Genomic DNA, 22956 nt, shown 5'->3' with positions numbered 1-22956 from the left:
CCGCGCACCCAGCCACACGTATGAGCGCGGAGTCCGCGGTCGGCGACACGCCGCTCGTCGCCCTCGACCTCGACGTCACGCCCACCGTGTACGGGAAGGCCGAGTGGCTGAACTTCCACGACCAGCCCTACGGCGGCGGGAGCGTGAAGTCCCGCATCGCCGTGTCGATGCTCGACGCCGCCGAGTCCCGGGGCGAAATCGGCGACCGGACGATTCTCGAACCATCTAGTGGAAACACCGGCCTCGCGCTCGCCCGCGTCGGCGGCAACCGGGGGTACGACGTGGAAATCGTGAGCTACGAGGGGACGAGCCGAACCAAACTCGACGCCATCCGGGAGGCGGGCGGCACCGTCCACCTCGCGGACACCTACGAGGGGATGCTCGACGAGGCTGACCGGCTGCTCGACGCTGATGGCTACTATCGACCCGACCAGTACGCGAACCCCGCGAACCCCCGCGCGCACGAGACCGGCACCGGCCCCGAACTCCGCGCGCAGACCGACGGCGAGGTGACGCACTTCGTCGCCGGCGTCGGGTCGGGTGGCACCGTCACCGGCGTCGGCCGCGCGCTCGCGCCCGACGGCGTCGAAATCATCGGGTACGAACCCCGGAAACCCTACCACGCTATCGACGGCCTGAAATACGTGCGCGGACGCCGGTTCGAGACGCCCGCCGTCTACGACGAGTCCGTGCTCGACGACCGACTCGACGTCTCCACGCGCGCGGCGTACGCGCACGCCCACCGCCTCCGCGGCCGCTACGCCGACCAATCCCTCGACATCCGCGACACCGGCCAGTACGACGACTCCCTGGTGCGCGAGCGCCTCCGCGTGGACGGCGACTTCCTCGTCGGCGCGTCCGCCGGCGGAGCCGTCGCCGCCGTCCACGAACTCGACCGCCGCGGGCGCTTCACGCCGGCCGACACCGTCGTCGTCCCCCTCCCCGACCGCGGCGACCGCTACCGGACGCTTCCGCCCTGGGGGCGGCTCTGCCACCGATAGTCGTTAGGTCATTCGTCAACAAACCCGGGTATGAGCGCCCTCGATCTCGACCCGACCCAACTCGACCGGTACTCACGCCACATCATCATGGACGACGTGGGTCCCGAGGGACAGCAACAGCTCCTCGACGCGAACGTCCTCGTGGTCGGCGCGGGCGGCCTGGGCGCGCCCGTGATCCAGTACCTCGCCGCCGCCGGCGTCGGCCACCTCGCCATCGCGGACGACGACGCCGTCGAGCGCTCGAACCTCCAGCGCCAAGTGATTCACGCGGACAGCGACATCGGCACGCCGAAGGTCGAGAGCGCCCGCGACTACGTCGCCTCACTGAACCCCGACATCTCGGTCGAAACCCATCACACGCGGCTCGACACGGAGAACGCTCACGACCTCGTCGCCGACAGGGATTTCGTGGTCGACTGCTCGGACAACTTCGCTACCAGATACCTCGTGAACGACGCCTGCAAACTCGAAGGCGTCCCGTTCAGCCACGGCGCTATCTACCGCTTCGAGGGGCAGATCGTCACGTTCGGCACGACCGAGCACTCACCCTGCTATCGCTGTCTGTTCCCCGAAGCTCCACCCGAGGGAATGATACCGGACTGCGCGACCGCGGGCGTCCTGGGCGTTCTCCCCGGAACCGTCGGGTGCATTCAGGCCACGGAAGCCGTCAAGAGCCTGCTCGACCACGGCGATCTCCTCGACGGCCGTCTCCTCTTCTACGACGCCGCCGACACCACCTTCGATGAGCTCGAGTTCGAGAAAGACCCCGACTGTCCCGTCTGCGGCGACGACCCCGAAATCGAGAGCGTGCGCGAAGTCGAGTACGCCGACGGCTGCAGGGTTTAAGTAGGGAGCCGCGGCCAGCGGCCGGTGTGCCCTGACTCGGGCCGTGCGCGGGCTACTTCGGAACGGCGGCGCGCCGCGCACGGACGCGGACGCGTCGCCTGAACGCCCCAGAGCGCCTACAGCTGTGACTTCGCGTCCCGGAACAGCCCGTCCAGAATTTCGGGCGTCGTCGGGTGGTACGCGCGATCGGGGAGGTCGCGCACGTCACTCTCGTTCTCCACGACGACCTGGAGCGTCTTCGCCATCACGTCCGCGTGGTGGTGGAGGCCGTGATAGCCGAGCACGGTTCCATCCGCGGCGACGACGAGCTTCGCCCACCCCCACGGCACCTGTTTCGACGTGAAGATGCCGTCGCTGCTCGCCTCCCGCGAGACGGTCACCACGTCCTCGTGTCCCCGGGATTCGGCCTCCTCGACGGTGTATCCGACGGACGCGTACGGGTAGACGCCCGCGCCCGCGAACATCACGTAGTGCGGAATCGGGTCGTACGACGCAAGCGGCTCGCCCGCGTGATGCCGCAAAACGTTCTCGCCGGCGAGGCGCCCCTCTTCTTTCGCCATATGGAGTATCATGCGCTCGCCGAGCACGTCCCCGGCCGCGAACACCCACGGCGCGTCCCGCGACTGCATCGTGTCCGCCACCCACTCGCCCGTCGCATCGACGTTCACGCTCTCCAGGCCGACGCCGTCCACCGCGGGTTCACGGCCCGTGAAGCAGAACAACTGGTCGGCGTCTACGTGACTGCCGTCGTCGAGAAACAACCGCACGCCGTGGTCGCGCTCCTCAACCGCGGTCTCCATCACGCCCGTCTCCACCGTCACGTCGAACTCTTCTCTGTACATCTTGAGGAGTTCGTCGCCGATTCGGTCGTCCGCGCGGTCGAGCGGTCGCACGTCGTGCTCGATGACCGTGATGTCCATTCCCGCGACCTCGGTGAGATAGGGGACGAGTTCGATACCGACGTACCCGAACCCCATCACCACTCCGGAGTCCGGGAACGCGGTCGCGTCGAGCACGTCCCGGCTCCCCATCCAGTCCACGTCCTCGATACCGGGGACGGCGGGGACGTTCAGGTTCGAACCGGTGGCGACGACGACGTAGTCCGCCTCGACTGTGTCGCCGCCGACTTCGACCTCGTGCTCGCCGACGATTCGCGCGGTGTCGTGGACGAACGTGACGTTCTCGCGCTCAGCGAGGTCGTGCACGGCGTTCCGGCGGTGCTCCGCGAACCCGAGCACGCGGTCGTTCTTCGTCTCGACGGTGTCCGCGAGATCGACCGAGAGCGCGTCCGCGCCCTCGATGCGGTGGTCGTGGCGCGCCTGATGCGCGTGCTCCGCGGCGGAGAGCAGTTCCTTCGACGGCATACACCCGCGGAGGATGCAGAGGCCGCCGCCGGGGTCGCCGTCGTCGACCAGTGTCACCTCGAAGCCGGAGTCCGCGAGCGTCTCCGCCGCCGCGACGCCGGCGCTCCCGTACGCACCGATGACGACTACGTGGGGCATACCGGAGGGATGACGGCCGCGAAGTTAGGCGTTCGGCCCGCAGCGGTTCTCACGCATCCCGGAGGTCGGCGTACGCCGGCCAGAACGGGTCCGCCTCGGGCTCGGGAAGCGGACTGCTGTCCGCGTGGACGCCCGACTCGGTCACGCGCCCCACGTCGGCTGCGGGGATTCCCTCGTCGGCGAGCGCATCCACGACGGGAGCGCTGTCGCGTGCCGCGAGCACGACCGTGCCTGAACTCGACGCCGTCCACGGTTCGATACCCAGGAACTCGCAGACCTCGCGCACACCTGGCGAGGTCGGGACGTTCGCGCGTTCGATGTCGACGCCGACACCGCTCGCGGCCGCGAGTTCGTGCAGACCGTTTGCGAGGCCGCGCTCCGTCGCGTCGTGCATCGCCGTCACCTCGCCCGTCGCCGCCGCCGTCAGCGCGTCCCGAACGGGCGAGGCGTCCCGGAGTCGGTCGCGTGCAGCGTCGACGGTCTCGGCCGGGAGGTCGAGTTTGTCCCCGAACACGCTCGCGATGACGCCGACAGTCTCGACAGCGGGCCCCTTGGTGACGACGACGCGGTCGCCGGGGGTCGCGCCCGTCGGGCGGACGAGGCTGTCGCGGTCGCCGAGCGCGAGCGCCGTCGCGCCGCCGACCGTCGGAAACGAACAGCCCTCGTACGCGCCGGTGTGACCGGTGACGATGCTCGTTCCGAGGTCGCGGGCCTCCGCGTCGAACACGGAGAACACCTCGCCGACGAAACCGGGGTCGGCGTCCACTGGAAGGTTCCAGTCGAGCGCGAGGTGAGTGGGCGGGAGGCCGGAGAGTGCCACGTCGGAGACGGCGATGTGGAACGCGAACCACGCCGCGTCCCGCACGCCGAGGTCGGAGAGCACGAACAGGGGGTCGCTCGCGAGCGCGAGCACGCGGTCACCGAGGTCGACGACGCCGAAGTCGGCGCCGTGCGTCGGGCCGAGTAGCACGTCGTCGCGGTCCGCGCCGAGGTTCGGCGCGACGTGCGCGTCGAAGAACTCGCGGCTCGCCTTCCCGTGGTTCATACCGATTCGAGCGCGCCCGGGGTTAAGAACCCTCAGTAGACGCGGTCGAGGAAGTCGCCGAGCGCGGCGTTCACCGCGTCGGGGTGCTCGCAGTTCGAGGAATGCCCAGCTTCAGGGATGGGTTCGAACGTCAGGTCGGGGATTCCCCGATAGGACTCGCGGGCGTCCTCGATGTCGAGGGTGGCGTCCTCCTCGCCGTGCACCGCGAGCACGGGGACATCGATGTCGCTGACGCGTTCGCGGAGGTCGTCGCGGCCGAGCCACGAGTACACTTCGCCCGTGACGGCGTCCCCGGGGTACGTCGTCCAGCGCGCCACCCAGTCGTCCACGAGGCCGGTGCGTTCCTCGCGCGTCGTCTCCCCGAACAGTTCGTGCGTGACGGGGCGCGCGGCTTCCGCCGGAACCGTGGAGAGTCCTTCGAGCGCGTCCACGGTCTGACGGTGGCGTTCGCGGTCTTCGGGCGGGTGCGGTTTCGCCATCGAGTCGATGAGAACGAGCCCGTCGAGGCGGTCGGGGTGTTCGAGCGCGAATTTCAACCCCATGAACCCGCCCATGGACATGCCGGCGAGGACGCAGGAGCCGATATCCTTCGCGTCCAGGAAGCGTTCGGTGTCGGCGACGAGGTCGTCGAGGTCGTAGTCGTCCGCGTACCGGTCGGTTCGCGCGCGGAGGTCGAACGCGACAGTCCGGTAGTCGCCCGCGAACGCGTCCAGTTGGGGTGCGAACATCGTGCGGTCCATCAGGGTTCCATGCGCGAACACGACGGCGTCCCCGGTTCCGCGGTCGGTCGAGACGGTTTCCGCCCGATGCGTGTACAGTGGTGCGCCATCACGTGACATACCAATTCCTTAATGAGTATGATGTATATAGGTGGGTGGTCGGTCGAACAGCGTAAGAGCGCGCCACCCGAACGCGTGGCTATGACCGACGCGGCGTTCCTCGCCGACCCGACGCCCGCAGCGGCCGCCGACGCCCTCCGGGACGCGGACGACCGCGCCGTCGCGCTGTACGGCGCGTGCGAACTCGCCTACGACGGCCGCGCCACGAGCACGCTCCCGACCGGCCGCCGGCACGTCCTCCGCAAGCCGGACGGCACCCTGCTCGCGCACGCCGCCACCGGCCATCAGCCCGTGAACTGGCTCGCGCCCGGCGCGGCCCTCTCCGTCTCCGTCGAAAACGACGAACTCCACCTGCGCGGCGAGCGCGACGGCGAAACGCTCGACTGCAGATTCACCCACGTTTCTCACGTCTCGCTCCTCCCGCTGGACGACGCGGACGCCGAAGTCTCCGGCACCGAGGACGACCTCCGCGAACGCGTGCTCGCCGACCCCGACCTGATTTCCGAGGGCTTCCGCCCGCTCGCGACCGAACGCGACACCGCCGCCGGCTCCGTCGACGTCTACGGCGAAGACGCGGACGGCACTCGCGTGGTCGTGGAACTGAAGCGCCGCCGGGTCGGCCCCGACGCCGCCAGCCAACTCGACCGGTACGTCGACGCACTCCGCAGCGACCTCCACGCCGACGCGGACGTCCGCGGCGTGCTCGTCGCGCCCTCCGTCACCGACCGCGCCCGCAACCTCCTCGCGGAGGCCGGTCACGACTTCGTTCCGCTCACCCCCTAGAGCCGCTGCTTGAGTTCCTGCAGGACGGTCATCGCTTCGAGCGGCGTCGTCTGCGCCAAGTCCACGTCCCGGAGCGCGTCCTCGATGTCGCTCGGCGCGCTCCCGCCGTCGGCCTCCTGCGCGCCCTCGACCGCGTTCCGCTCGCGTTCGCGCTCGACGAGTTCGCGCGCCCGCCGCACCACGTCCTCGGGGACGCCCGCGGCCTTCGCCACCTCGATGCCGTAGGAGGCGGTCGCCGCGCCGTACGCCACGTCGTGTCGGAACGCCACATCTTCGCCCTCCTGCGTCGCGGGGAAGTGGAGGTTCACCGCCTCCCCGAGGTCGTCCGCGAGGTCGGTGAGTTCGTGGTGGTGGGTCGCGAACAGCGTCTTCGCGTCGGTCTCGTCGTGCACGTACTCGGTGATGGCGCGCGCGATGGCGAGGCCGTCAGCCGTGCTCGTCCCCCGCCCGACTTCGTCGAGGAGGACGAGCGACCCGTCGTCGGCGTCCCGGAGGATGTCCGCGAGCTCCGTCATCTCCACCATGAACGTCGAGCGGCCGCCCGCGATGTCGTCGCTCGCGCCCACCCGCGTGAAGATCCGGTTCAGCACGCCGAGCTCCGCGGACTCCGCGGGAACGAAACTCCCGACCTGCGCGAGCACGCAGATTAGGGCGACCTGCCGCATGTACGTGGACTTCCCGCTCATGTTCGGGCCGGTGATAACGGCGATGCGCTCGTCGCCGCCGAGGTGGACGCCGTTCGGCACGAACCCGTCCTCGGTGCGCTCCACGACCGGGTGCCGGCCGCCCTCGATGTCGACGGGCGCGCCCGCCGCCCGCATCTCGGGGCGCGAGTAGTCGTACTCCGCCGCGACGGTCGCGAGCGAACAGAGCGCGTCGAGTTCCGCGACCGCCGCCGCCACGTCCTGCACGCGCTCCGCCTCGGCCGCGACGGACTCCCGGACTTCGACGAACAGTTCGTACTCGCGGTCGTCCGCCCGTCCCTCGGCGCGCACGATCTCGTCCTCTCGCTGCTTGAGTTCGGGCGTCACGTACCGCTCGGAGTTCTTCAGGGTCTGGCGGCGCTCGTAGTTCTTCGGGACGTGCTCGGTGTTCGCCTTCGTCACCTCGATGTAGTAGCCGTGCACGTTATTGTGCCCGACCTTCAGCGACTCCACGCCCGTCCGCTCTTTCTCCGCGGCTTCGAGGTCTCGAATCCACTGCTTGCCCTCGCGCTCCGTCTCACGGAGGCCGTCCAGCGTCTCGTCGTAGCCGTCCCGGATGACGCCGCCCTCCGTGAGTTCCTGGGGCGGGTCGTCCACGACGGCGCTCCCGATTTCCTCGCGCACGTCCGAGAGGTCTTGGAGGCGCGCGCGGAGGTCGCGGAGCTTCCCGGAGTCGGCGTCCGCGAGCAACTCGCGGAGATCCGGAATCACGTCGAGCGTCGTCTTCAGCGAGCGGAGGTCGCGGGCGTTCGCGCGCCCCCGTGACACCCGCGAAATCAGGCGTTCGATGTCGTACACGTCCCGCAGGGCCTCCGCGAGTTCCTCGCGCGTCCGGAGGTCGCCGCGGAGCTCCGCCACGCCGTCCAACCGGGCGTCGATTCTGTCCGTATCGACGAGCGGGCGGCGGAGCCAGTCAGTGAGTTTCCGCCGGCCGAGCGCACAGGAGGTCTCGTCCAGCACGTCCACCAGCGTCGTGCCCTCGCGGCCGTGCACGCTCCGCGGTTCGAACAGTTCGAGGCTCCGCAGCGCGACCGCGTCCAAGACCATGTAGTCGCGGGGGTCGTAGCGCGTCAGGTGGTTCAGGTACTCCAGGGTGTCCTGTTGGCCGGCGCGCGTGTACTCCGCGTACGCGAGGAGCGCGCCGCACGCCCGAATCTCGCTGTCGCCCGCGAGCCGTCGCTCGGGCGCGCCGAAGTACGTATCGAGCTTCTCGCGCGCGCGGTCGGCGTCGAACGCGTCCTCGCGGAACCGCGTCACCATGCAGTCCGCGCCGAACAACTCGGCGTCCACGCCCGGCTCCACCACGGCCTCCGCGGGCGCAAACCGCCCGAGTTCGTCCCGGATCTGCTGGCGGGACTCAGCGCTCGTCGCGACGAAGTCGCCCGTGGACACGTCGAGGAAGGCGAGCCCGTAGGATTCCCCTCCGGTGAGCGCGGCGACGAAGTTGTTCTCGTCCCCGCCGAGGAGTTCGTCCTCGGTGACGGTTCCGGGGGTGACGATGCGGGTGACGGCGCGGTCGACCAGGCTGTTCGTCGCGTCCGCGTCCTCCACCTGGTCGGCGACCGCCACGCGATAGCCGGACTCCAGGAGTGTCTCGATGTAGGGTTCCGCGTTGTCGATGGGGATGCCCGCCATCGGATAGGTGCCCGTGGAGTCCTCGCGGGCGGTGAGCGTGATTTCGAGGACGCGAGCGGCCTCCTCCGCGGCCTCGCAGAACGTCTCGTAGAAGTCCCCGACCTGGAAGAGGACGAGCGCGTCGTCGTAGCGCTCGCAGAGGTCGAGGTACTGAGAGAGCATCGGCGTCAGTTCCTCGCGGCGCTCCGCCATCTTCTCGGGAGCGCCGAGCGCCTCAGTCATACCCCAGATTCAGGGGGTTCTGCCGGAAATAGTCGTCGCACTCCCCCGATTCCACCCCAGACTTACGGGCCGCCCCGCCCAGCATGCCGGTATGGATTACGCGCGAGTCGAAGCCCGCATCCACGAGTTCCTCCGCGAGCGACTGGACGCCGCGGACGCGGACGGCTACGTGCTCGGCGTCAGCGGCGGCCTTGACTCCGCGCTCGGCGCGCGGGTCGCCGCGGACGCCGTCGGCCCCGAGAACGTCCTCGGCCTCGTTCTGCCGGGTGCGCCGAGTTCCGAGGCGAACATGCGTGACGCCCGCGAGCTCTGCGAGTCGCGCTCCATTCCATACGCGGAGGACGACATCCGGCCGGCGGTCGCGTCCATCCGCGAGGGCCTCCCCGGCGACTTCGACGAGACGACGGTCGGGAACGTCCGCGCCCGCGTCCGCATGACGTACTGCTACGAGGCCGCGAACGCCCACGACTATCTCGTGCTCGGCGCGGACAACCGCTCCGAGTACGAACTCGGGTACGTCACGAAGTACGGCGACGGCGCGGTCGACGTGGCTCCCTTCGGCGACCTCTACAAGACCGAACTGTACGAGTTCGCCGAGTTCCTCGACCTCCCCGAGAAATTCGTGGACAAACAGCCGACCGCGGAGCTCTGGGAGGGCCAGACCGACGAAGGGGAACTCGGCGCGTCCTACGAGACCATCGACGCCGTGCTCCGCCGATATCTCGACCACGGACTCACTGTGTCGGAAATCGTCGCCGACACGGGTATCGACCGCGGTCTCGTGGAGCGCTTCGTCTCCCTCCACGAGTCCACCGAACACAAGCGCCGGCGGCCGCCGACGCCCGGCCTCTAGAGGTCGAAGCCGTTCGGCTCGCGTCCCGCATCCGACCGAGTGGACGAACGTCTCGAAGCGGGTCGTGGTACCTTGACCCTCGGAAGTGTTATCCCGGGGGCGGCCCTGTATTTGATTGTAATGGCAAACGGTACCGTTGAATTCTTCAACGACACAGGCGGCTACGGTTTCATCTCGACTGACGACGGCGACCTCGACGACGACGAAGACGTGTTCTTCCACATGGAAGACGTCGGCGGCGAAGACCTCACGGAAGGGACGGATGTCGAATTCGACATCGAGTCCTCCCCCAAGGGCCCGCGCGCGGCGAACGTCGTTCGGCAGTAACACTTCCCGTCGCGTACAGCGACAGACACTAACTTCGATTTTCCGTATTTTTCAGCCGCCAGCGGACGCGCTCCCCACACGTCACACTCCTCTCGAACGGAGTGGCCGTGCGTTCCGACGCCGGTGCGGGGTTCCGCGGGCGCGTCGCCTAAGCCCGTCCGCGCCCAAGTCGTAGTATGAGTCTCACCGAGAAACCTCGCCAACTGGACACACGCGACGACCTCGACGCCCTCACCGAGTCCGACGATGTGGTGCTCGTGGACTTCTACACGAAGGGCTGTACGCTCTGTCAGTCCATCGAGCCAATCGTCGGGAACGTCGCGCGCGCCACCACCGCGACCGTCGCGATGTGCAACCCCCAGACCGACCTCGACCTCGTCGACGAGTACGATATTCGGAGCGTCCCGACGCTCCTCCTCTTCGAAAACGGTGAGGTAGTCGGGCGGTTGGCCGAGGGGTTTCAGGGGACCCAAGCGGTCGTGGAGTTCGTCACCGAGAACAGTTCCGCGGAGCGCGTCGAGTAATCCTAGCGGCCGCTGACGAGGCGCTCGAGCTGCTCGGGGGGGACGGAGCCGCGGGCGGCGTGCTCGCCGTAGACGAACGTGGGGATGCCGGTGATGCCGACGTCGGTCGCGTCCTCGAACCGGTCTTCGAGTTCGGCTTCGAGCGTTTCGTCGGTGATGGCGTCCCGGATTTCGTCGCCGTCCACGCCGACGGACGCCGCCACGTCAGCGAGCACGTCGGGGTCGTCGATGGGGCGGCCGTCCACCCAGTGCGTGTCGAAGAGCGCGTTGTAGAACTCCTGGAAGGTCTCGTCGTCGTACGATTGCTTCACGTAGAGCGCGGCCTGCTGGGCGTCCCAGGAGTCCACGTCCGGGACGTCGTCGAGGCCGAGCATCTCGTCGGCGCCGTACTCCTCTTTGAGGCGTTCGACGTTGTCCTTCACGTTCGCGAAGTAGTCCTCGTCCTTCCCGTCCTCGACGCTGTCGTCGATGTCGCCGTCGGGCCCGCGCTTGTACCCGCGGAGATCGAAGAAGCGCCAGTCGACCGCGGGCGGGTCGTCGGATCGGTCGAGGTACGCCTGGAGGCTCGCGCGGCCGAGGTAGCAGAACGGGCAGACGAAGTCGGAGTACACCGCGAGGGTGTCCTCGGGAACGATGTCGCTCATACCCAGCGTACTCTCCGGTGGCCGAAAAGGAACGCGGTGGCGGCACGCGACTCTGGAACCTCCATCACCACAAAACGTTTAAGCGAAACGAGTTGCAAGCGTGAGGACACGAATGGAGCGCATCGAGACCGCGCTCGCGTCCGCCGTTCGCGGGACGTTCCTCGCGGAGTACGTCGCGCCCGAGCGAGCGGTTCGGATCGCGGAGTTCGGCGGGGTGGGCGCGACCGGCGCGCTCGTCAACCTCCTCGTCCTCCTCGCGCTCGCCGACGGCGACGGCATCCTCGTGCCCGCGCTCGCGGCGTTCGTCGCGGGCGTCCTCTGGACGTACGGCCTGAACCGCCTCGTGACGTTCGACTTCGACGGCGGCGCGCTCGAACGCGCCCCGCACTACGTCGGCGTTTACGCCGTCGGATACACGATTTACGCCGTCTTCCTCACGATCGGACTGGCGCTCGCGCTCCCCGCCTGGCTCTCCGGCCTCGCCGCGACGGGCGTCGGCGGCGTCTGGAACTACTGGGGGAGCGAGCGCATCGCGTGAGAAACACCTAACCGGACTTCCCGTCTCTCCCCGGTATGCGACTGGAGGACTACTGGGGCGTCGGCCCGAAGACCGCCGCGCTCCTCGACGACTCGCTCGGCACCGAGGCCGCCGTCGAGGCCATCGAATCCGCGGACAGTCGGACGCTCGTGGACGCCGGTCTCTCCCGGGGCCGCGCGACCCGCATCCTCCGGCGCGCGAACGGCGGCGACGGCATGGACGTGCTCGCGACCGACGACGCCCGCACCGTCTACAAAGACCTCGTCTCGCTCGCGGAATCCTACGCCGTCACCGACCACGCCGCCGACCGCGTCCGCGTCCTCACGCCGCTCCTCGACCGGCGCGCGGTCGAGGACCGACTCGACCGCGTGACCGCCGCCGTCGACTCGTGGCGCGCGCTCGACGACGCCACGCGAACCGACGTGCTGGACGCGTTCGAGCGGTACGACGCCGCGGGCGGCACCGACCGCGCCGCCGTGGACGCCGCGCTCGTCCTCCGGGAGACCGGCCTGCACGACGGCGTGTTCGCGCCGCTCGCGGACTGCGACCCCGACGCGCTCGCGGACGCCGCGGACGCCCTCCAGTACCTCGACGGCGAGCGCGTCACCGCCGGCGCTGACGCCCGCCTCGACGAACTCCGGGACGCCCACGCGGACGCCGAACGCCTCGAACGCGACACGTTCGACGTGCTGGAGGAGATTCGGGGGTCGGGCGTGCGCGGCACCGAGGAGTTCCGGGAGGCGTTCGTCGCGTACGTCCGCGAGCAGACCGCCATCGATCCGTCCCGCGCCCGGGAGGCGATGGGCGACGGCGCGGCCGACGCCGCGGACTTCCTCGCCGCCACCGCCCGCGCCCTCGAAACCGACCTCGCCACGGCGGTCGACGCCCGCGAGGACACGGTGCGCGCGAACCTCCGCGAGCGCGTCGACGCGGCGCGCGAGGACGTTGACGCCGCCGTCGACGCCGTCTCCGACATCGCGTTCTACCTCTCGCTCGCCCGGTTCGCCGACGCGTTCGCCCTCACGCGACCCGACATCGTCGACACCGACACGCTCGCCGTCGTCGGCGCGCGCAACCTCTCCCTCCGCCGGAACGGCGCGGACGTCCAACCGGTCACGTACGGCGTCGGCGACCACTCCACCGGGGACGCGCCGAGCGGCGACCGCGTCACCGTGCTCACGGGCGCGAACTCCGGCGGGAAGACCACGCTCCTCGAAACGCTCTGCCAGGTCGCCTTGCTCGCGCAGATGGGCCTCCCGGTTCCCGCGGACGCCGCCGAAGTCGGCCTGGTGGACGCGCTCGTCTTCCACCGCCGGCACGCCAGTTTCAACGCCGGCGTCCTCGAATCCACGCTGCGGTCCGTCGTCCCGCCGCTCTCCGGCGACCGCCGCACGCTCATGCTCGTCGACGAGTTCGAAGCAATCACCGAACCCGGGAGCGCCGCCGACCTCCTCCACGGCCTCGTCACGCTCACCGGCAGGCAGAACGCGCTCGGCGTCTACGTCACCCACCTCGCGGACGACCTCGCACCCCTCCCCGAGAACGCCCGCATCGACGGCATCTTCGCCGAAGGCCTCACCCCCGACCTCGACCTCGCCGTCGACTACCAGCCCCGCTTCGACACCGTCGGAAAGTCCACGCCCGAGTTCATCGTCTCCCGCCTCGTCGCCGAGACGAACGACCGGGACGAACAGGCCGCGTTCCGCACGCTCGCGGACGCGGTCGGCCACGACGCCGTTCAGCGCACGCTCGCGGACGCCGATCGGACGCCGTAACTTACAGTCCCACCCCACTCACGCGTCCGTATGGACTGGACACTCCTCCCGATAGTCGGCGGCGTCGCCGTGTTGCTCGCCGTGAGCGCGTTCTTCTCCAGCGCCGAAATCGCACTGTTCTCGCTTCCAATCGAGCGCGTCCGCGAACTCGCGGACACGCCCGCCGGTCGACAGCTCGCGGAGACCCGCGAGGACTCCCACCGCCTCCTCGTCACCCTCCTCGTCGGGAACAACGTCGTCAACATCGCGCTCTCCAGCATCGTCACCGTCGTCCTCGTCACCTACCTCCCGCCGAGCTACGCCGCCGCCGCCGCCACCCTCACGGCCACCACGTTAGTCCTCGTGTTCGGCGAAATCCTCCCGAAAACCTGGGGGCTCGCGAACGCCGAAGCCTGGTCGCTGCGCGTCGTCGGTCCGATGCGCGTCATCGAGGTCGTCCTCTACCCGCTCGTCGTCTTCTTCGACGCGCTCACCGGCGCGCTCGCACGGCTCGCCGGCGGCGAAACCGAAATCGAACGCGAATACGTAGACGAAAAGTAGGTTACTGTCCGGAGTTCACGCTCGGACGCGTGCGCTCCGTTCCCTTCCCCTTCTTCGAGAGGCCGCGCCCGCGCGTGCCGGCGGCGGTGAGGCCGCGGTGCGCGCGGCCTTCCTGCGAATCGTCACAGATCCAGTTCAGGTCGTCGTCGTTCTGGATGGCGGGATGCTCGGGGTCGAGGAAGATGACCTCGAACCACTTCTGACTGCCGTCCTCACCCACCCAGTACGAGTTCAGAACGCGGAGGTTCCGGTACTTCCGGGTCGCGCGCTCCTCAGCGATGCGCTGGAGGTTCTTCGAGCGACCGATCCGGTTCACGCCCTGGCGCTTCGTCCGCCGCCCGGCCTTGAACCGCTTCTTGCGTGCCGTCCCCTTGCGCACCGAAACGCGGGCGACGACGACGCCCTGCTTCGCCTTGTAACCCAGGTCGCGGGCCTTGTCGAGGCGAGTCGGGTTGTCCACGCGGACGATGGCGCCCTGGTCGCGCCACTCCTGCTTTCGCTGCCACTGCAGTTCGCCGAGTTTCCCCTCATCGGGCTGCTTCCACGCGTCCCGGATGTGGGAGTAGAAACTTCGTGCCATGGTTGTTCAGTCGGGCGCTTGCGATTCAGACGTGTCGCGGCGTACGCCGCTCGATCGGGACGCGAGGCGTCCCGTCAGTCCACATTTCGTCCCGTCGAAACGGGTGCCCGCTGGAGCCCGTGGCCAGCGAGTTATCGGGACTTCGGGGAGCGCGAGTAAAAGGACTACGGAACGCGTCAGCGATTTCAACGCACGAGCAGACTGATGTTAAGCGCGGTGAGGAGGACGCCGACGGCGGTGAGCGCGACTGGCGGCATGAGGTAGACGAAGCGGTCTTTCCAGGCGTGCATCGCGTACACGCTCAAACCGAGGCAGGCGAAGAACGCTGCGAGCTTCACGCCGACCAGTCCGAGGAGGCCGAGGCGTTCGAGCGCGAGCGCGACGAGGGGATTTCCCTCGCGGACCGCGGGCGCGTAGAACACGAGCGCGACCGTGGTGACGATGTCGCCGACGCCGTACCCCGTGGTCGCGAGTATCCACAGCCAGTAGAACTCCTGTTCGTTCCCCACGTCCCCGTCGACGGTCAGCCACCTCATCGGCCGAACGCTCGCGCCCGACCTACAAAAACGTCCCCGTCAGTCCTGCTCGGGGAGGTCTGGCGGCGCGCCGTCCGACCCGAGTTGGCGGTGCGCGTCGTAGTAGGTGTCCACCGCCGCGGACACCGCGAACAGCGCGACGATGACGGCCGCCCACGTCACGTCCGCGAGCAGGTCGAACGGGAACACGTCCACCCACGCGACGGCGAGCAACGCGGCCGCGAACGCGCTCAGCCCGAGGTAGTACTCGCTGCGCGGGATCTCCTTCTCGGGGACGACGTCGAGGTAGACCTCGACGTCCTCGAACTCCTCGGCGGGCTCGACGTGCCCGCGGTTCGGGTCGTAGTCGACGACGTTCGCGTCGTCCATCTTCGGCAGATGCGTCTGCCGGAGTGCCGTGTACACGGTCTTGCGGTCGCTGTGCGTGATTTCGTCCGTGGACACGCCGTTCTCCCACGCGGAGAGCTGGCGGGAGAGCTCGCGGAGGTCGACCAGGCGCTCGTCCCCGCCGAGAACGTCGTCGGCGTCGTCCAGTTCCACATCCCCTACTTCGGCTACCTCGTCCAGTTCGTCAACACCGCCAACGGAACGCTGCTGTTCGTCGTCGTCCCCGCCGTCCTCCTCGTCGTGAACGAACTCTGGAACTTCCGCACCGCGCTCACCGACGACGGAGACTCCGACACCGCGACCGAGAACGACTAACCACCCGCGTCCCCACGACTGCTCTCTTTCTATATCCTGACTACCGGTTTATGGCTGGTACTCGCTGCGCTCCCGTGACACGCGAGCAGCCCGGGAAAACAGCTACCTCAGTAGTTCTCGATGCGTTCGAACGAGTCGTCCGCGACCGCGTCGGCGACCGCGTCGACGTCCGGTTCGGAGACGGCGTTCGGGTACTTTCGCTGGAAGTAGCTGACGATGTTCTGAACGTCGCGGCCCAGCAACTCGCGGGCGTTCTCGTGCTCCGTGGGCACGGACTGCGGCCAGTCGAACAGCGTGATGCCGGACTCGTGGACGAACACGTTGTACTCTGAGATGTCCGCGTGCACGAACCCCCTCGTGTACGCGAGCGCCATCTCCTGCAGGACGAGGTCGAGCACGCCCTCCGCCTGGTCGGTGTCGAGCTTCGCGCGGTTCAACTCCACCCCGTCGATCTTCTCCATCACGATCGCGTGGCGGTTCTGGTCGACGGGCCGCGGCACCCGCACGTCAGGATACAGGGTTTCGAGCGCTTCGTACTCGCGCTCTGCGGCCTTCCGAGCGGTGTAGAACCACGAGACGTGTTCCTTCTCGCTCGTGTAGTCGCGCTCCTTGTTCACCTCGCGGAAGTTCGTGTACCCCTCGCGGTGGAACTTCAACGCCATCGGCTTGTACGACTGCACCTCGAACACGTCCGACTCCTTCCCGACGCCCAGGGGCGCGCCGAATCCCTCGACGGTGTCGCGCTCCGCGAACGACTTCAGCGCGAGCACGTCGTACCCCTCGAAGGTCAATCGGAATCCCTCGTACTGGATTGTCTGGCGCTCCACCAGTCCCCGATCCTCGACGCGGTTCAGTCGGTAGTCGACCTCCTCCTCGGTGAGTCGCGCGAACTCCGGGAGCTTCTCGCGCGCCACCCACTCCGAGAAGCGCATCCCGTGTTCCACGCCCGAAAGGAGGTTGAAGTCCTCTTGCTCCAGTTCCGCGACCTCCTGGGCGACGTTCTGAACCATCTACCCGGAATTCGGACGCGTCGGGTAAAAACACCCCGGAGCCATGAATAAATCCTATATCGCGATACAGAAACTGTTCGGCCGATGCCGGTCACACCAGTGCTACCGGACTTCGGAGATTAGCCGACACCCCCTATATTCAGAACTGAACCGCGAGCAAGGTCGCGAACGCCCGTGCATCGGAGAACCCGCGAGCACGTAGCGACCCGAACCGTTTTCTCCCACTCTCCCGTTCGCCCCCGTATGTCACCGCTCGACACGGAGGTGCACGTCGGCACCATCGAATCCGCCGCGGCGTTCCCCGAGACGCGGAAACCCGAGATGGTGAAACTCACCGTCGACCTCGGCGACGACACCGTGCAGTCCGCCGCCCAGCTCGGCTACCACCACGACCCCGACGCGCTCCCCGGCACCCAAGTCCTGTGCGCGCTCGGTCTCGGAACCGTGAACATCGCGGGCTACGAGTCGGAAGCGCTCACGCTCGGCGTTCCCGGCGACGACGGCAACCCCGTGCTCGTCCGGCCCGCCCACGACGTGCCGCCCGGCGGCGAACTCTACTGATTAAGTCCCGCGGGCCGAACACCCTTCGTATGGATCTCGCGAACCGGGAGTGGCGGCTCATCACGGAGGAGACCTGGCGCGGCCCGACGAACATGGCGCTCGACGAGGTCGCCGCACGCACCGCCGCCGTCGACGGACTGCGGACGGCACGCGTCTACCGCTGGGGGCCGAGCACGCTCTCTCTCGGCTACAACCAGGCCCCGGAGAGCGTGAACTGGGAGTTCTGCGAAGACGACGGAATCACCGTCACCCGCCGCCCGACCGGCGGCGGCGGCATCTACCACGACTACACCGGCGACATCTCCTACACCGTGGTCGCGCCCGCGGACGAACTCCCCGGCGACCTCATGGACGCCTACCACGCCCTCTGCCGGCCGATTCTCGACGCGCTCTCCCGCATGGGAATCGACGCCGACTACGTCGCCGAGTCGATGCCGGAGATTCACCGGCCCGCCTGCTACCTCCGCGAACTCCACCCCGCTCACGACATCGTCGCCGACGGGAAGAAGATCAGCGGGAACGCCCAGTACCGCCAGCGCGATGCCGTCATCCAGCACGGCTCGCTCTCCTACTCGCTCGCCACCGACCGCCACCTCGGCGCCTTCAGCGACCCGCCCGCGCCCGAGACGTTCGAGAACCGAGTCACGTCCATCCGCGAGCTCGCGGGGATTACGCGCGACGAAGCCGTCTCAGCCGTCGAGGACGCGCTCGCGGACTGGGCGGACGCCGACCCCGGTGCGTGGACGGACACGGAACTCGTCGACGCCCGCGACCTCGCCGCCGAGAAGTACGCGACTGACGCGTGGACGCGCGGGAAAACTACGTGAACCCGAACGACTCCTCTTCCGTCGGCCCGAGCACGTCTTCGATCGCCGCCTGAATCTCGTCCAGCGGCGGCAGATCTCGGGTCGGATCGAGCGCGTGCTCACCCACCCAGCGATACCGGACGACGCCGTCCTGGTCGACGAAGAACACGGAGCGTTTCGCGCGCGCCGCGACCTTGAACGCCCGGTACTTCACGCCGTACGCTTCCGCGATGCTGAGATCGCGGTCGGAGTACAGCGGGAACCCGAGGTCGAGGTAGTCGATGAACTTCCTGTGCGTGTACGTTCGCGACCGACTCACGCCCACGACCTGCACGCGCTCCCCGCTCGCGAACCAGTCGTAGTCTCGGAACGAACACCACTCGTCCACGCAGTCGGGACTGAAGTCGTTCGTGTAGAACGCCAACAGCACCGGTTTCTCCTCCAGCAACTCCCCCAGCGCCGTCTCCTCCACCTCTCCGTCCGGAGTGACGAGCGGCGCACTGAACGCGGGTGCGTCCGCGCCCACCGCGAGCGGCGACTTCGGCATACCTGCATGGAGGGGAGGGCCAGTCTAAAGCGTTCGTGCTCTCGGGTTCCGAAGCGCTTTCGACAGCTCGACACGCACTCCCCGTATGCTCAGAGTAGGCGCACACGTCTCTATCGCCGGCGGGATCGACAACGCCGTCGAACGCGAAACCGGCGTCGGCGGGAACTGCGGCCAGATATTCACGCACTCCCCGCAGGTCTGGCAAGACCCCAACATCGGCGACGACGAAGCGGCCGCGTTCCGCGATGAAACCACCGAGGAACTCGACGGCCCCTGGGTGATTCACTCCTCCTACCTCGTGAACCTCTGCACGCCGAAAGACGGCCTCCGAGAGAAGTCCATCGACTCCATGCAGAAGGAAGTCGACGCCGCGGACGAACTCGGCATCGAGTACGTGAACGTCCACCTCGGGGCGCACACCGGCGCGGGCGTCGAGAACGGACTCGAAAACGCCGCGAGCGCGCTCGATGAACTCGATATTCCCGAAGGCGTCACCGTGCTCGTCGAATCGGATGCCGGGTCGGGAACCAAGCTCGGCGGCGACTTCGCCCATCTCGCGGGCGTCCTCGACCGCTCCAGCCAAGACCTCGACGTGTGTCTCGACACCGCGCACGCGTTCGCCGCTGGCTACGACCTCTCCACGCCCGAGGGCGTCGACGACACGCTTCAGGCGTTCGACGACGAAATCGGGCTCGAACACCTCGCGTGCGTCCACCTCAACGACTCGAAACACGAGTGCGGCACGAACAAGGACGAACACGCCCACATCGGCGAGGGGTACATCGGCGAGGACGGCATGACAGCGTTCGTCAACCACGACGCCATCCGCGAGGTACCCCTCGTCCTCGAAACCCCGAACGAGGACGACCGCGGGTTCGCGTGGAACATCGAGAAAGTGCGGGAATTACGGGACGCGTAAGCGTCGCGGGACGACCGAACGCTGAGCGTCAGTGGGGCGAGAGATCACGCGAGTGAGGTCGTCGCACGGAGGCGGTTCGTTTTTCTCACCCGGGGTTCTATCCGGGGATGTGCGACGGTTTTCCGCGGAGTACTTGACGGACACGCGGCGGGGGATGTGGGCTGATCGGGAGGCGCTCGCGCCGCTGTCGCTTCACGACCGCGAGCGCGTGCTGGACGTGGGATGTGGGACTGGTGAGCTGACGCGCGTGCTCGCGGAGGAGTCGCCGGGCGAGGTCGTGGGGGCGGACGCGGATCGCGAACTGCTCGCGCACGTCGAGGCGGCCGGTCGGTTGCAGGCGGACGCGACCCGGCTTCCGGTTCGCGACGGCGCGTTCGACCTCGTGACGTGTCAGGCGTTGCTCATCAATCTCCCCGACCCGGTGGCGGCCGTCCGCGAGTTCGCGCGCGCGTCCTCCGACCTCGTCGCGGCAATCGAACCCGATAACAGCGAGGTGCGGGTCGAATCGACCGTTCCGGACGAGGCGGCGCTCGCGGAGTCCGCGCGCCGGACGTACATCGAGGGCGTCGAGACGGACGTGACGCTCGGCCGGAGCGCCGCCGACGTGTTCGACGCCGCCGGTCTCGTGGACGTACGGACGCGGCGGCACGAACACGTCCGAACGGTCGAACCGCCGTACTCGCCCGCAGAGTTGGAGTCCGCGCAGCGGAAAGCGACGGCGAGCCGGCTCGCCGACCAGCGCCCGACGCTCGAAGCCGGTGGGATGACGAGCAGCGAGTACGACCGCCTGCGCTCGGCGTGGCGCGAGATGGGGCGGTCGGCGGTCACTCAGATGCAGGACGACTCCTACCATCGCCGCGCAGTCATTCCCTTCTACGTCACGGTCGGCCGCGTTCCGAACTCCGCGGAGGACTGACGACGCGCGTCCCGTGAGGGCTTTTGTACCCTCGCCGAAACCGAACGCGTATGGACTCTCGCGTCGAGCGACACGCCGAACTCATCGTCGAGCACTGCGTAGATATCCAGGAGACCGACGACGTGTACGTCTCGGCTCCCGCGGCCGCGAACGACCTCGTCGTCGCCCTGCACGCCGAACTCGGGAAGCGCGGCGCGAACCCGCTGCTGTCGTGGCGGAACAGCGCCGCCTCGCGCGCCTACCACCGCGAGATGGACGCGGAGGAGTACGCGCTCAGCGAGCACTCGCTCGCCGTGATGGAGGAAGCGGACGCGCTCATCGCTATCCGGGGCGACGAGAACACGGCGGAGACGAGCGACGTGCCGCCCGAGAACCTCTCCGCCGCCCAGCGCGCGAACCAAGCGGTGCAGGAGGCGCGACCCGACCGCTGGGTCGGCACGCAGTATCCGACCGCCGGCAACGCCCAGAAGGCCGAGATGAGCACAGAAGCCTACGAGGAGTTCGTCTGGACTGCTGTCAACAAGGACTGGGACGAGCAGTACGACCACCAGGAACAGCTGGTCGAACTCCTCGACCCGGCCAAGGAGGTGCGCATCCGCTCGGGCGACACTACCGACCTCACGATGAGCGTCGCCGGGATGCGGGCGGTGAACGACGACGGCCGGAAGAACCTCCCCGGCGGCGAGGTGTTCACCGCGCCCGTCCCGGACTCTGTCGAGGGTCACGTGACGTTCGACAAGCCTGTGCTCTACATGGGCCGCGAGATACAGAACGCCTCCCTCGAATTCGAGGACGGCGAGGTCGTCGACTACGCCGCCGACCAGAACGAGGACGCGCTCGGCGCGGTACTCGACACGGACGAGGGCGCGCGACGACTCGGCGAGCTGGGCATCGGGATGAACCGCGACATCGACCGATTCACGTACAACATGCTGTTCGACGAGAAGATGGGCGACACCGTCCACCTCGCCGTCGGCCGCGCCATCGACGAGTGCGTCCCCGACGACGCCGACATCGAGGGCAATCAGTCCGCGACGCACGTGGACATGATCGTAGACATGAGTGAGGACTCAGTCCTCGAAGTGGACGGCGATGTCGTCCAACGCGACGGCACGTTCCGCTTCGAGGACGGCTTCTAGGGGCTGACAGGCGGCGAATCAGTCCGGTCGGGGTGTGCCGCGCTCCCGCCTCGTCCCCCGACCGGTTGTGGTTACGTCACGCCGCCCGCTGGCCGCGTCATCGTACTTGAACTATCGGGGCGTTTCGGTGCCCCACTTGTCGAGGGCGGTGCGGAGTTCGGGGTGGGCGTCGGCGTACTCCTCGATGTCGGCGCCGGCGACGGCGGCGTCGATGGACTGGCGGAGGGCTTTCGCGCCGGCGTGGGTGCCGTCGGGGTGGCCGTGGACGCCGCCGCCGGCCTGGATGCCGATGTTGGTTCCGATGCGGTCGACGAGTTCGGGGACGAGTCCGGGGTGGAGGCCGCCCGACGCCATCGGGAGCACGTCGTTCAGGCCGTGGAGGTCGCTCGCTAGCCACTCGTTGATGCCGGCGGTGTCCTCGTTTTCGAGTTTTCCGAGGTCGGCGGTGCCGGTGTGGATGTGGTCGACCCCGCAGAGCCGCGCGACCTGCGCGAGCGCGCGCATCGACACGCCGTGGTCGGGGACGCGGTCGAACGCCGCGTGCATCGCGCGGTGCGCGTGAATCGCCAGCCCCTCCTCCTCGGTTAGTTCGCGTACTTGCTGGACGGCGGCCCAGCCCGCGGTGACGACGTCCACCATCACGAACTCGCAGCCGGCGTCCGCGGCCATCTGCACGCGCTCCAGCATCTCGTCCCCCGACGCGGTGACGTTCACGAGGTAGCTCTTCCGCTCGCCCGTCTCCTCCTCGGCCTCGTCGCGGCGTTCGAGTGACTGGTAGAGCCGGTCTTCGTACCGGTTGAACGACTGGTCGGTGAGGTTCTCGTCGTCCTTGAGGAGGTCGATGCCGCCCGTCCACGCCTCGTACCCGATCTGGGCGTGCTGGTCGGTGCTGAGGCCGACCTTCGGTTTCGGGACGGTGGCGGTGATGGGGCGGTCGGCGGCGTCCAGCAGTTCCGCGCGCACGCTCGTCCCGTACTGGGGGCCGGGAAACGATGTGGTGAGGGGTTCCGGCCAGTCGCAGTCGAGCAACCGGATGCGTTCGACTGCTTTCATCCCGAGGATGTTGCCCGCGATGCAGGAGAGCACCTGGGGCATGTTCCCGTGCTCGAAGAGCGCGTCCGGGTACGCGACCCTGATGCGGTCGCCCTGGATGTCGAAGCAGGTTGCGCTCAAGTCAGTGATCCCTCCCTCGACCTGGAGTTCGGCCCACGTGCCGTTCGAACTCTCGGACGCGACCCTGCTGCCCGCGGACTCCATGTCCATGTCGCTCGCGGGCGTGACGCGGAAGTCACAGACGAGCTCGTCGTCCGCCGGTTCGTAGTCGAGGTCGATGAAGTCCTCGTACGTGATTCCCGTCATAGACCTGAAACTGCATCCCGCAGCATCAAAACACTGCCGCCGCAGCTAGATTTGATATCTCGGCATGTGATTTATCGGGGTGCGAAACGGTGAAACGCGCGCC

General features: G+C 68.3%; 26 protein-coding genes. 15 read left to right on the top strand and 11 right to left on the bottom strand.

Annotated elements, in window-relative coordinates; translation table 11 throughout:
• The first annotated feature begins 20 nt into the window (after positions 1 to 20).
• Both FQU85_RS02830 and FQU85_RS02825 read left to right on the top strand, forming a co-directional pair.
• Positions 21 to 1001, top strand: a complete 981-nt coding sequence (locus tag FQU85_RS02830; RefSeq protein WP_145844036.1) for a PLP-dependent cysteine synthase family protein — start codon at positions 21 to 23, stop codon at positions 999 to 1001.
• A gap of 30 nt (positions 1002 to 1031) precedes the next feature.
• Entirely contained in the window at positions 1032 to 1847 is an 816-nt protein-coding gene (locus tag FQU85_RS02825; RefSeq protein WP_145844035.1) for a molybdopterin-synthase adenylyltransferase MoeB, read from the top strand.
• A 116-nt stretch (positions 1848 to 1963) separates the two neighbouring features.
• Here the strand turns inward: FQU85_RS02825 and FQU85_RS02820 are convergent, their stop codons facing one another.
• Genes FQU85_RS02820 through FQU85_RS02810 form a run of 3 tightly spaced genes read right to left on the bottom strand, consistent with a single transcriptional unit; the run spans position 1964 to position 5233 of the window.
• Positions 1964 to 3349 (bottom strand): NAD(P)/FAD-dependent oxidoreductase, encoded by a 1386-nt coding sequence (locus FQU85_RS02820; protein ID WP_145844034.1) that lies wholly within the window; start codon positions 3347 to 3349, stop codon positions 1964 to 1966.
• A gap of 49 nt (positions 3350 to 3398) precedes the next feature.
• The gene (locus FQU85_RS02815) at positions 3399 to 4394 is read right to left on the bottom strand and encodes an AIR synthase family protein (protein WP_145844033.1); all 996 of its coding nucleotides are present in this window, start codon (positions 4392 to 4394) and stop codon (positions 3399 to 3401) included.
• Positions 4395 to 4426: 32 nt separating this feature from the next.
• Positions 4427 to 5233, bottom strand: coding sequence for an alpha/beta fold hydrolase (locus FQU85_RS02810; protein ID WP_145844032.1), 807 nt, complete (start codon positions 5231 to 5233; stop codon positions 4427 to 4429).
• 81 nt (positions 5234 to 5314) lie between these two features.
• Here FQU85_RS02810 and nucS point away from each other — a divergent pair, with 81 nt between their 5' ends.
• Entirely contained in the window at positions 5315 to 6016 is a 702-nt protein-coding gene (nucS, locus tag FQU85_RS02805) for an endonuclease NucS (RefSeq protein ID WP_145844031.1), read from the top strand.
• Here the strand turns inward: nucS and mutS are convergent.
• Positions 6013 to 8577 carry a DNA mismatch repair protein MutS gene (mutS, locus tag FQU85_RS02800; RefSeq protein ID WP_145844030.1) on the bottom strand — a complete coding sequence of 855 codons (2565 nt, stop codon included), beginning with the start codon at positions 8575 to 8577 and terminating at the stop codon, positions 6013 to 6015. The two genes, nucS and mutS, sit on opposite strands and share 4 nt — an antisense overlap.
• 91 nt (positions 8578 to 8668) lie before the next feature.
• On the opposite strand from mutS, the gene FQU85_RS02795 reads away from it, so the two are divergent.
• The 3 genes from FQU85_RS02795 (at position 8669) to FQU85_RS02785 (ending at position 10281) form a co-directional block, all read left to right on the top strand.
• Positions 8669 to 9430: an NAD+ synthase gene (locus FQU85_RS02795; protein WP_145844029.1), complete on the top strand. Its 762-nt coding sequence runs from the start codon at positions 8669 to 8671 to the stop codon at positions 9428 to 9430.
• 120 nt (positions 9431 to 9550) lie between these two features.
• Positions 9551 to 9757 (top strand): cold-shock protein, encoded by a 207-nt coding sequence (locus FQU85_RS02790; protein WP_145844028.1) that lies wholly within the window; start codon positions 9551 to 9553, stop codon positions 9755 to 9757.
• Between the two features lie 176 nt (positions 9758 to 9933).
• Positions 9934 to 10281 (top strand): co-chaperone YbbN, encoded by a 348-nt coding sequence (locus tag FQU85_RS02785; protein WP_145844027.1) that lies wholly within the window; start codon positions 9934 to 9936, stop codon positions 10279 to 10281.
• A gap of 2 nt (positions 10282 to 10283) precedes the next feature.
• Here FQU85_RS02785 and FQU85_RS02780 read toward each other — a convergent pair whose 3' ends face one another.
• A complete protein-coding gene (locus FQU85_RS02780) occupies positions 10284 to 10925 on the bottom strand; it encodes a DsbA family protein (RefSeq protein ID WP_145844026.1) in 642 nt (213 codons plus the stop codon).
• A 112-nt stretch (positions 10926 to 11037) separates the two neighbouring features.
• Here FQU85_RS02780 and FQU85_RS02775 point away from each other — a divergent pair, with 112 nt between their 5' ends.
• The 3 genes from FQU85_RS02775 to FQU85_RS02765 are packed head-to-tail and all read left to right on the top strand — an operon-like array spanning position 11038 to position 13778.
• On the top strand, positions 11038 to 11463 hold the full coding sequence (locus FQU85_RS02775) for a GtrA family protein (RefSeq protein ID WP_168219926.1): 426 nt from the start codon (positions 11038 to 11040) through the stop codon (positions 11461 to 11463).
• A 35-nt stretch (positions 11464 to 11498) separates the two neighbouring features.
• The gene (locus tag FQU85_RS02770) at positions 11499 to 13238 is read left to right on the top strand and encodes a DNA mismatch repair protein (protein ID WP_145844024.1); all 1740 of its coding nucleotides are present in this window, start codon (positions 11499 to 11501) and stop codon (positions 13236 to 13238) included.
• A 30-nt stretch (positions 13239 to 13268) separates the two neighbouring features.
• Positions 13269 to 13778, top strand: a complete 510-nt coding sequence (locus tag FQU85_RS02765; RefSeq protein WP_145844023.1) for a CNNM domain-containing protein — start codon at positions 13269 to 13271, stop codon at positions 13776 to 13778.
• 1 nt (position 13779) lies between these two features.
• Here the strand turns inward: FQU85_RS02765 and FQU85_RS02760 are convergent, their stop codons facing one another.
• The 3 genes from FQU85_RS02760 to FQU85_RS02750 all read right to left on the bottom strand — a co-directional run bounded on the left by FQU85_RS02760 (position 13780) and on the right by FQU85_RS02750 (position 15338).
• Positions 13780 to 14358, bottom strand: coding sequence for a 50S ribosomal protein L15e (locus FQU85_RS02760; RefSeq protein WP_145844022.1), 579 nt, complete (start codon positions 14356 to 14358; stop codon positions 13780 to 13782).
• Positions 14359 to 14543: 185 nt separating this feature from the next.
• On the bottom strand, positions 14544 to 14894 hold the full coding sequence (locus tag FQU85_RS02755) for a hypothetical protein (protein WP_145844021.1): 351 nt from the start codon (positions 14892 to 14894) through the stop codon (positions 14544 to 14546).
• A 39-nt stretch (positions 14895 to 14933) separates the two neighbouring features.
• Positions 14934 to 15338, bottom strand: coding sequence for a hypothetical protein (locus tag FQU85_RS02750; RefSeq protein WP_206022059.1), 405 nt, complete (start codon positions 15336 to 15338; stop codon positions 14934 to 14936).
• Here FQU85_RS02750 and FQU85_RS13245 point away from each other — a divergent pair.
• A complete protein-coding gene (locus tag FQU85_RS13245) occupies positions 15315 to 15596 on the top strand; it encodes a hypothetical protein (protein ID WP_168219909.1) in 282 nt (93 codons plus the stop codon). The two genes, FQU85_RS02750 and FQU85_RS13245, sit on opposite strands and share 24 nt — an antisense overlap.
• Positions 15597 to 15703: 107 nt before the next feature.
• Here the strand turns inward: FQU85_RS13245 and FQU85_RS02745 are convergent, their stop codons facing one another.
• Entirely contained in the window at positions 15704 to 16606 is a 903-nt protein-coding gene (locus FQU85_RS02745; protein ID WP_145844020.1) for a serine/threonine-protein kinase RIO2, read from the bottom strand.
• 243 nt (positions 16607 to 16849) lie between these two features.
• Between FQU85_RS02745 and FQU85_RS02740 the strand changes: the two genes are divergently transcribed.
• Both FQU85_RS02740 and FQU85_RS02735 read left to right on the top strand, forming a co-directional pair.
• Positions 16850 to 17167, top strand: coding sequence for a tRNA-binding protein (locus tag FQU85_RS02740; RefSeq protein ID WP_145844019.1), 318 nt, complete (start codon positions 16850 to 16852; stop codon positions 17165 to 17167).
• A gap of 29 nt (positions 17168 to 17196) precedes the next feature.
• A complete protein-coding gene (locus FQU85_RS02735; RefSeq protein WP_145844018.1) occupies positions 17197 to 17994 on the top strand; it encodes a biotin/lipoate A/B protein ligase family protein in 798 nt (265 codons plus the stop codon).
• Here FQU85_RS02735 and FQU85_RS02730 read toward each other — a convergent pair.
• On the bottom strand, positions 17987 to 18520 hold the full coding sequence (locus FQU85_RS02730) for a redoxin domain-containing protein (protein ID WP_145844017.1): 534 nt from the start codon (positions 18518 to 18520) through the stop codon (positions 17987 to 17989). The genes FQU85_RS02735 and FQU85_RS02730 overlap by 8 nt on opposite strands.
• A gap of 85 nt (positions 18521 to 18605) precedes the next feature.
• Here FQU85_RS02730 and FQU85_RS02725 point away from each other — a divergent pair, with 85 nt between their 5' ends.
• The 3 genes from FQU85_RS02725 (at position 18606) to FQU85_RS02715 (ending at position 21494) form a co-directional block, all read left to right on the top strand.
• Positions 18606 to 19439, top strand: a complete 834-nt coding sequence (locus tag FQU85_RS02725) for a deoxyribonuclease IV (protein WP_145844016.1) — start codon at positions 18606 to 18608, stop codon at positions 19437 to 19439.
• A 109-nt stretch (positions 19440 to 19548) separates the two neighbouring features.
• Positions 19549 to 20355, top strand: coding sequence for a class I SAM-dependent methyltransferase (locus FQU85_RS02720; RefSeq protein WP_145844015.1), 807 nt, complete (start codon positions 19549 to 19551; stop codon positions 20353 to 20355).
• Between the two features lie 50 nt (positions 20356 to 20405).
• On the top strand, positions 20406 to 21494 hold the full coding sequence (locus FQU85_RS02715) for an aminopeptidase (RefSeq protein ID WP_145844014.1): 1089 nt from the start codon (positions 20406 to 20408) through the stop codon (positions 21492 to 21494).
• Positions 21495 to 21605: 111 nt separating this feature from the next.
• On the opposite strand, the gene rbcL is transcribed toward FQU85_RS02715, so the two are convergent.
• Complete coding sequence (rbcL, locus tag FQU85_RS02710) at positions 21606 to 22853, bottom strand: type III ribulose-bisphosphate carboxylase (protein ID WP_145844013.1); 1248 nt, start codon at positions 22851 to 22853, stop codon at positions 21606 to 21608.
• Positions 22854 to 22956 lie beyond the last annotated feature (103 nt).

Source organism: Salarchaeum sp. JOR-1 (assembly GCF_007833275.1).
Taxonomy (GTDB): domain Archaea; phylum Halobacteriota; class Halobacteria; order Halobacteriales; family Halobacteriaceae; genus Salarchaeum.
The sequence above is the reverse complement of the archived record's forward strand: the minus strand, read 5'-3'. Positions and strand labels throughout refer to the sequence as shown.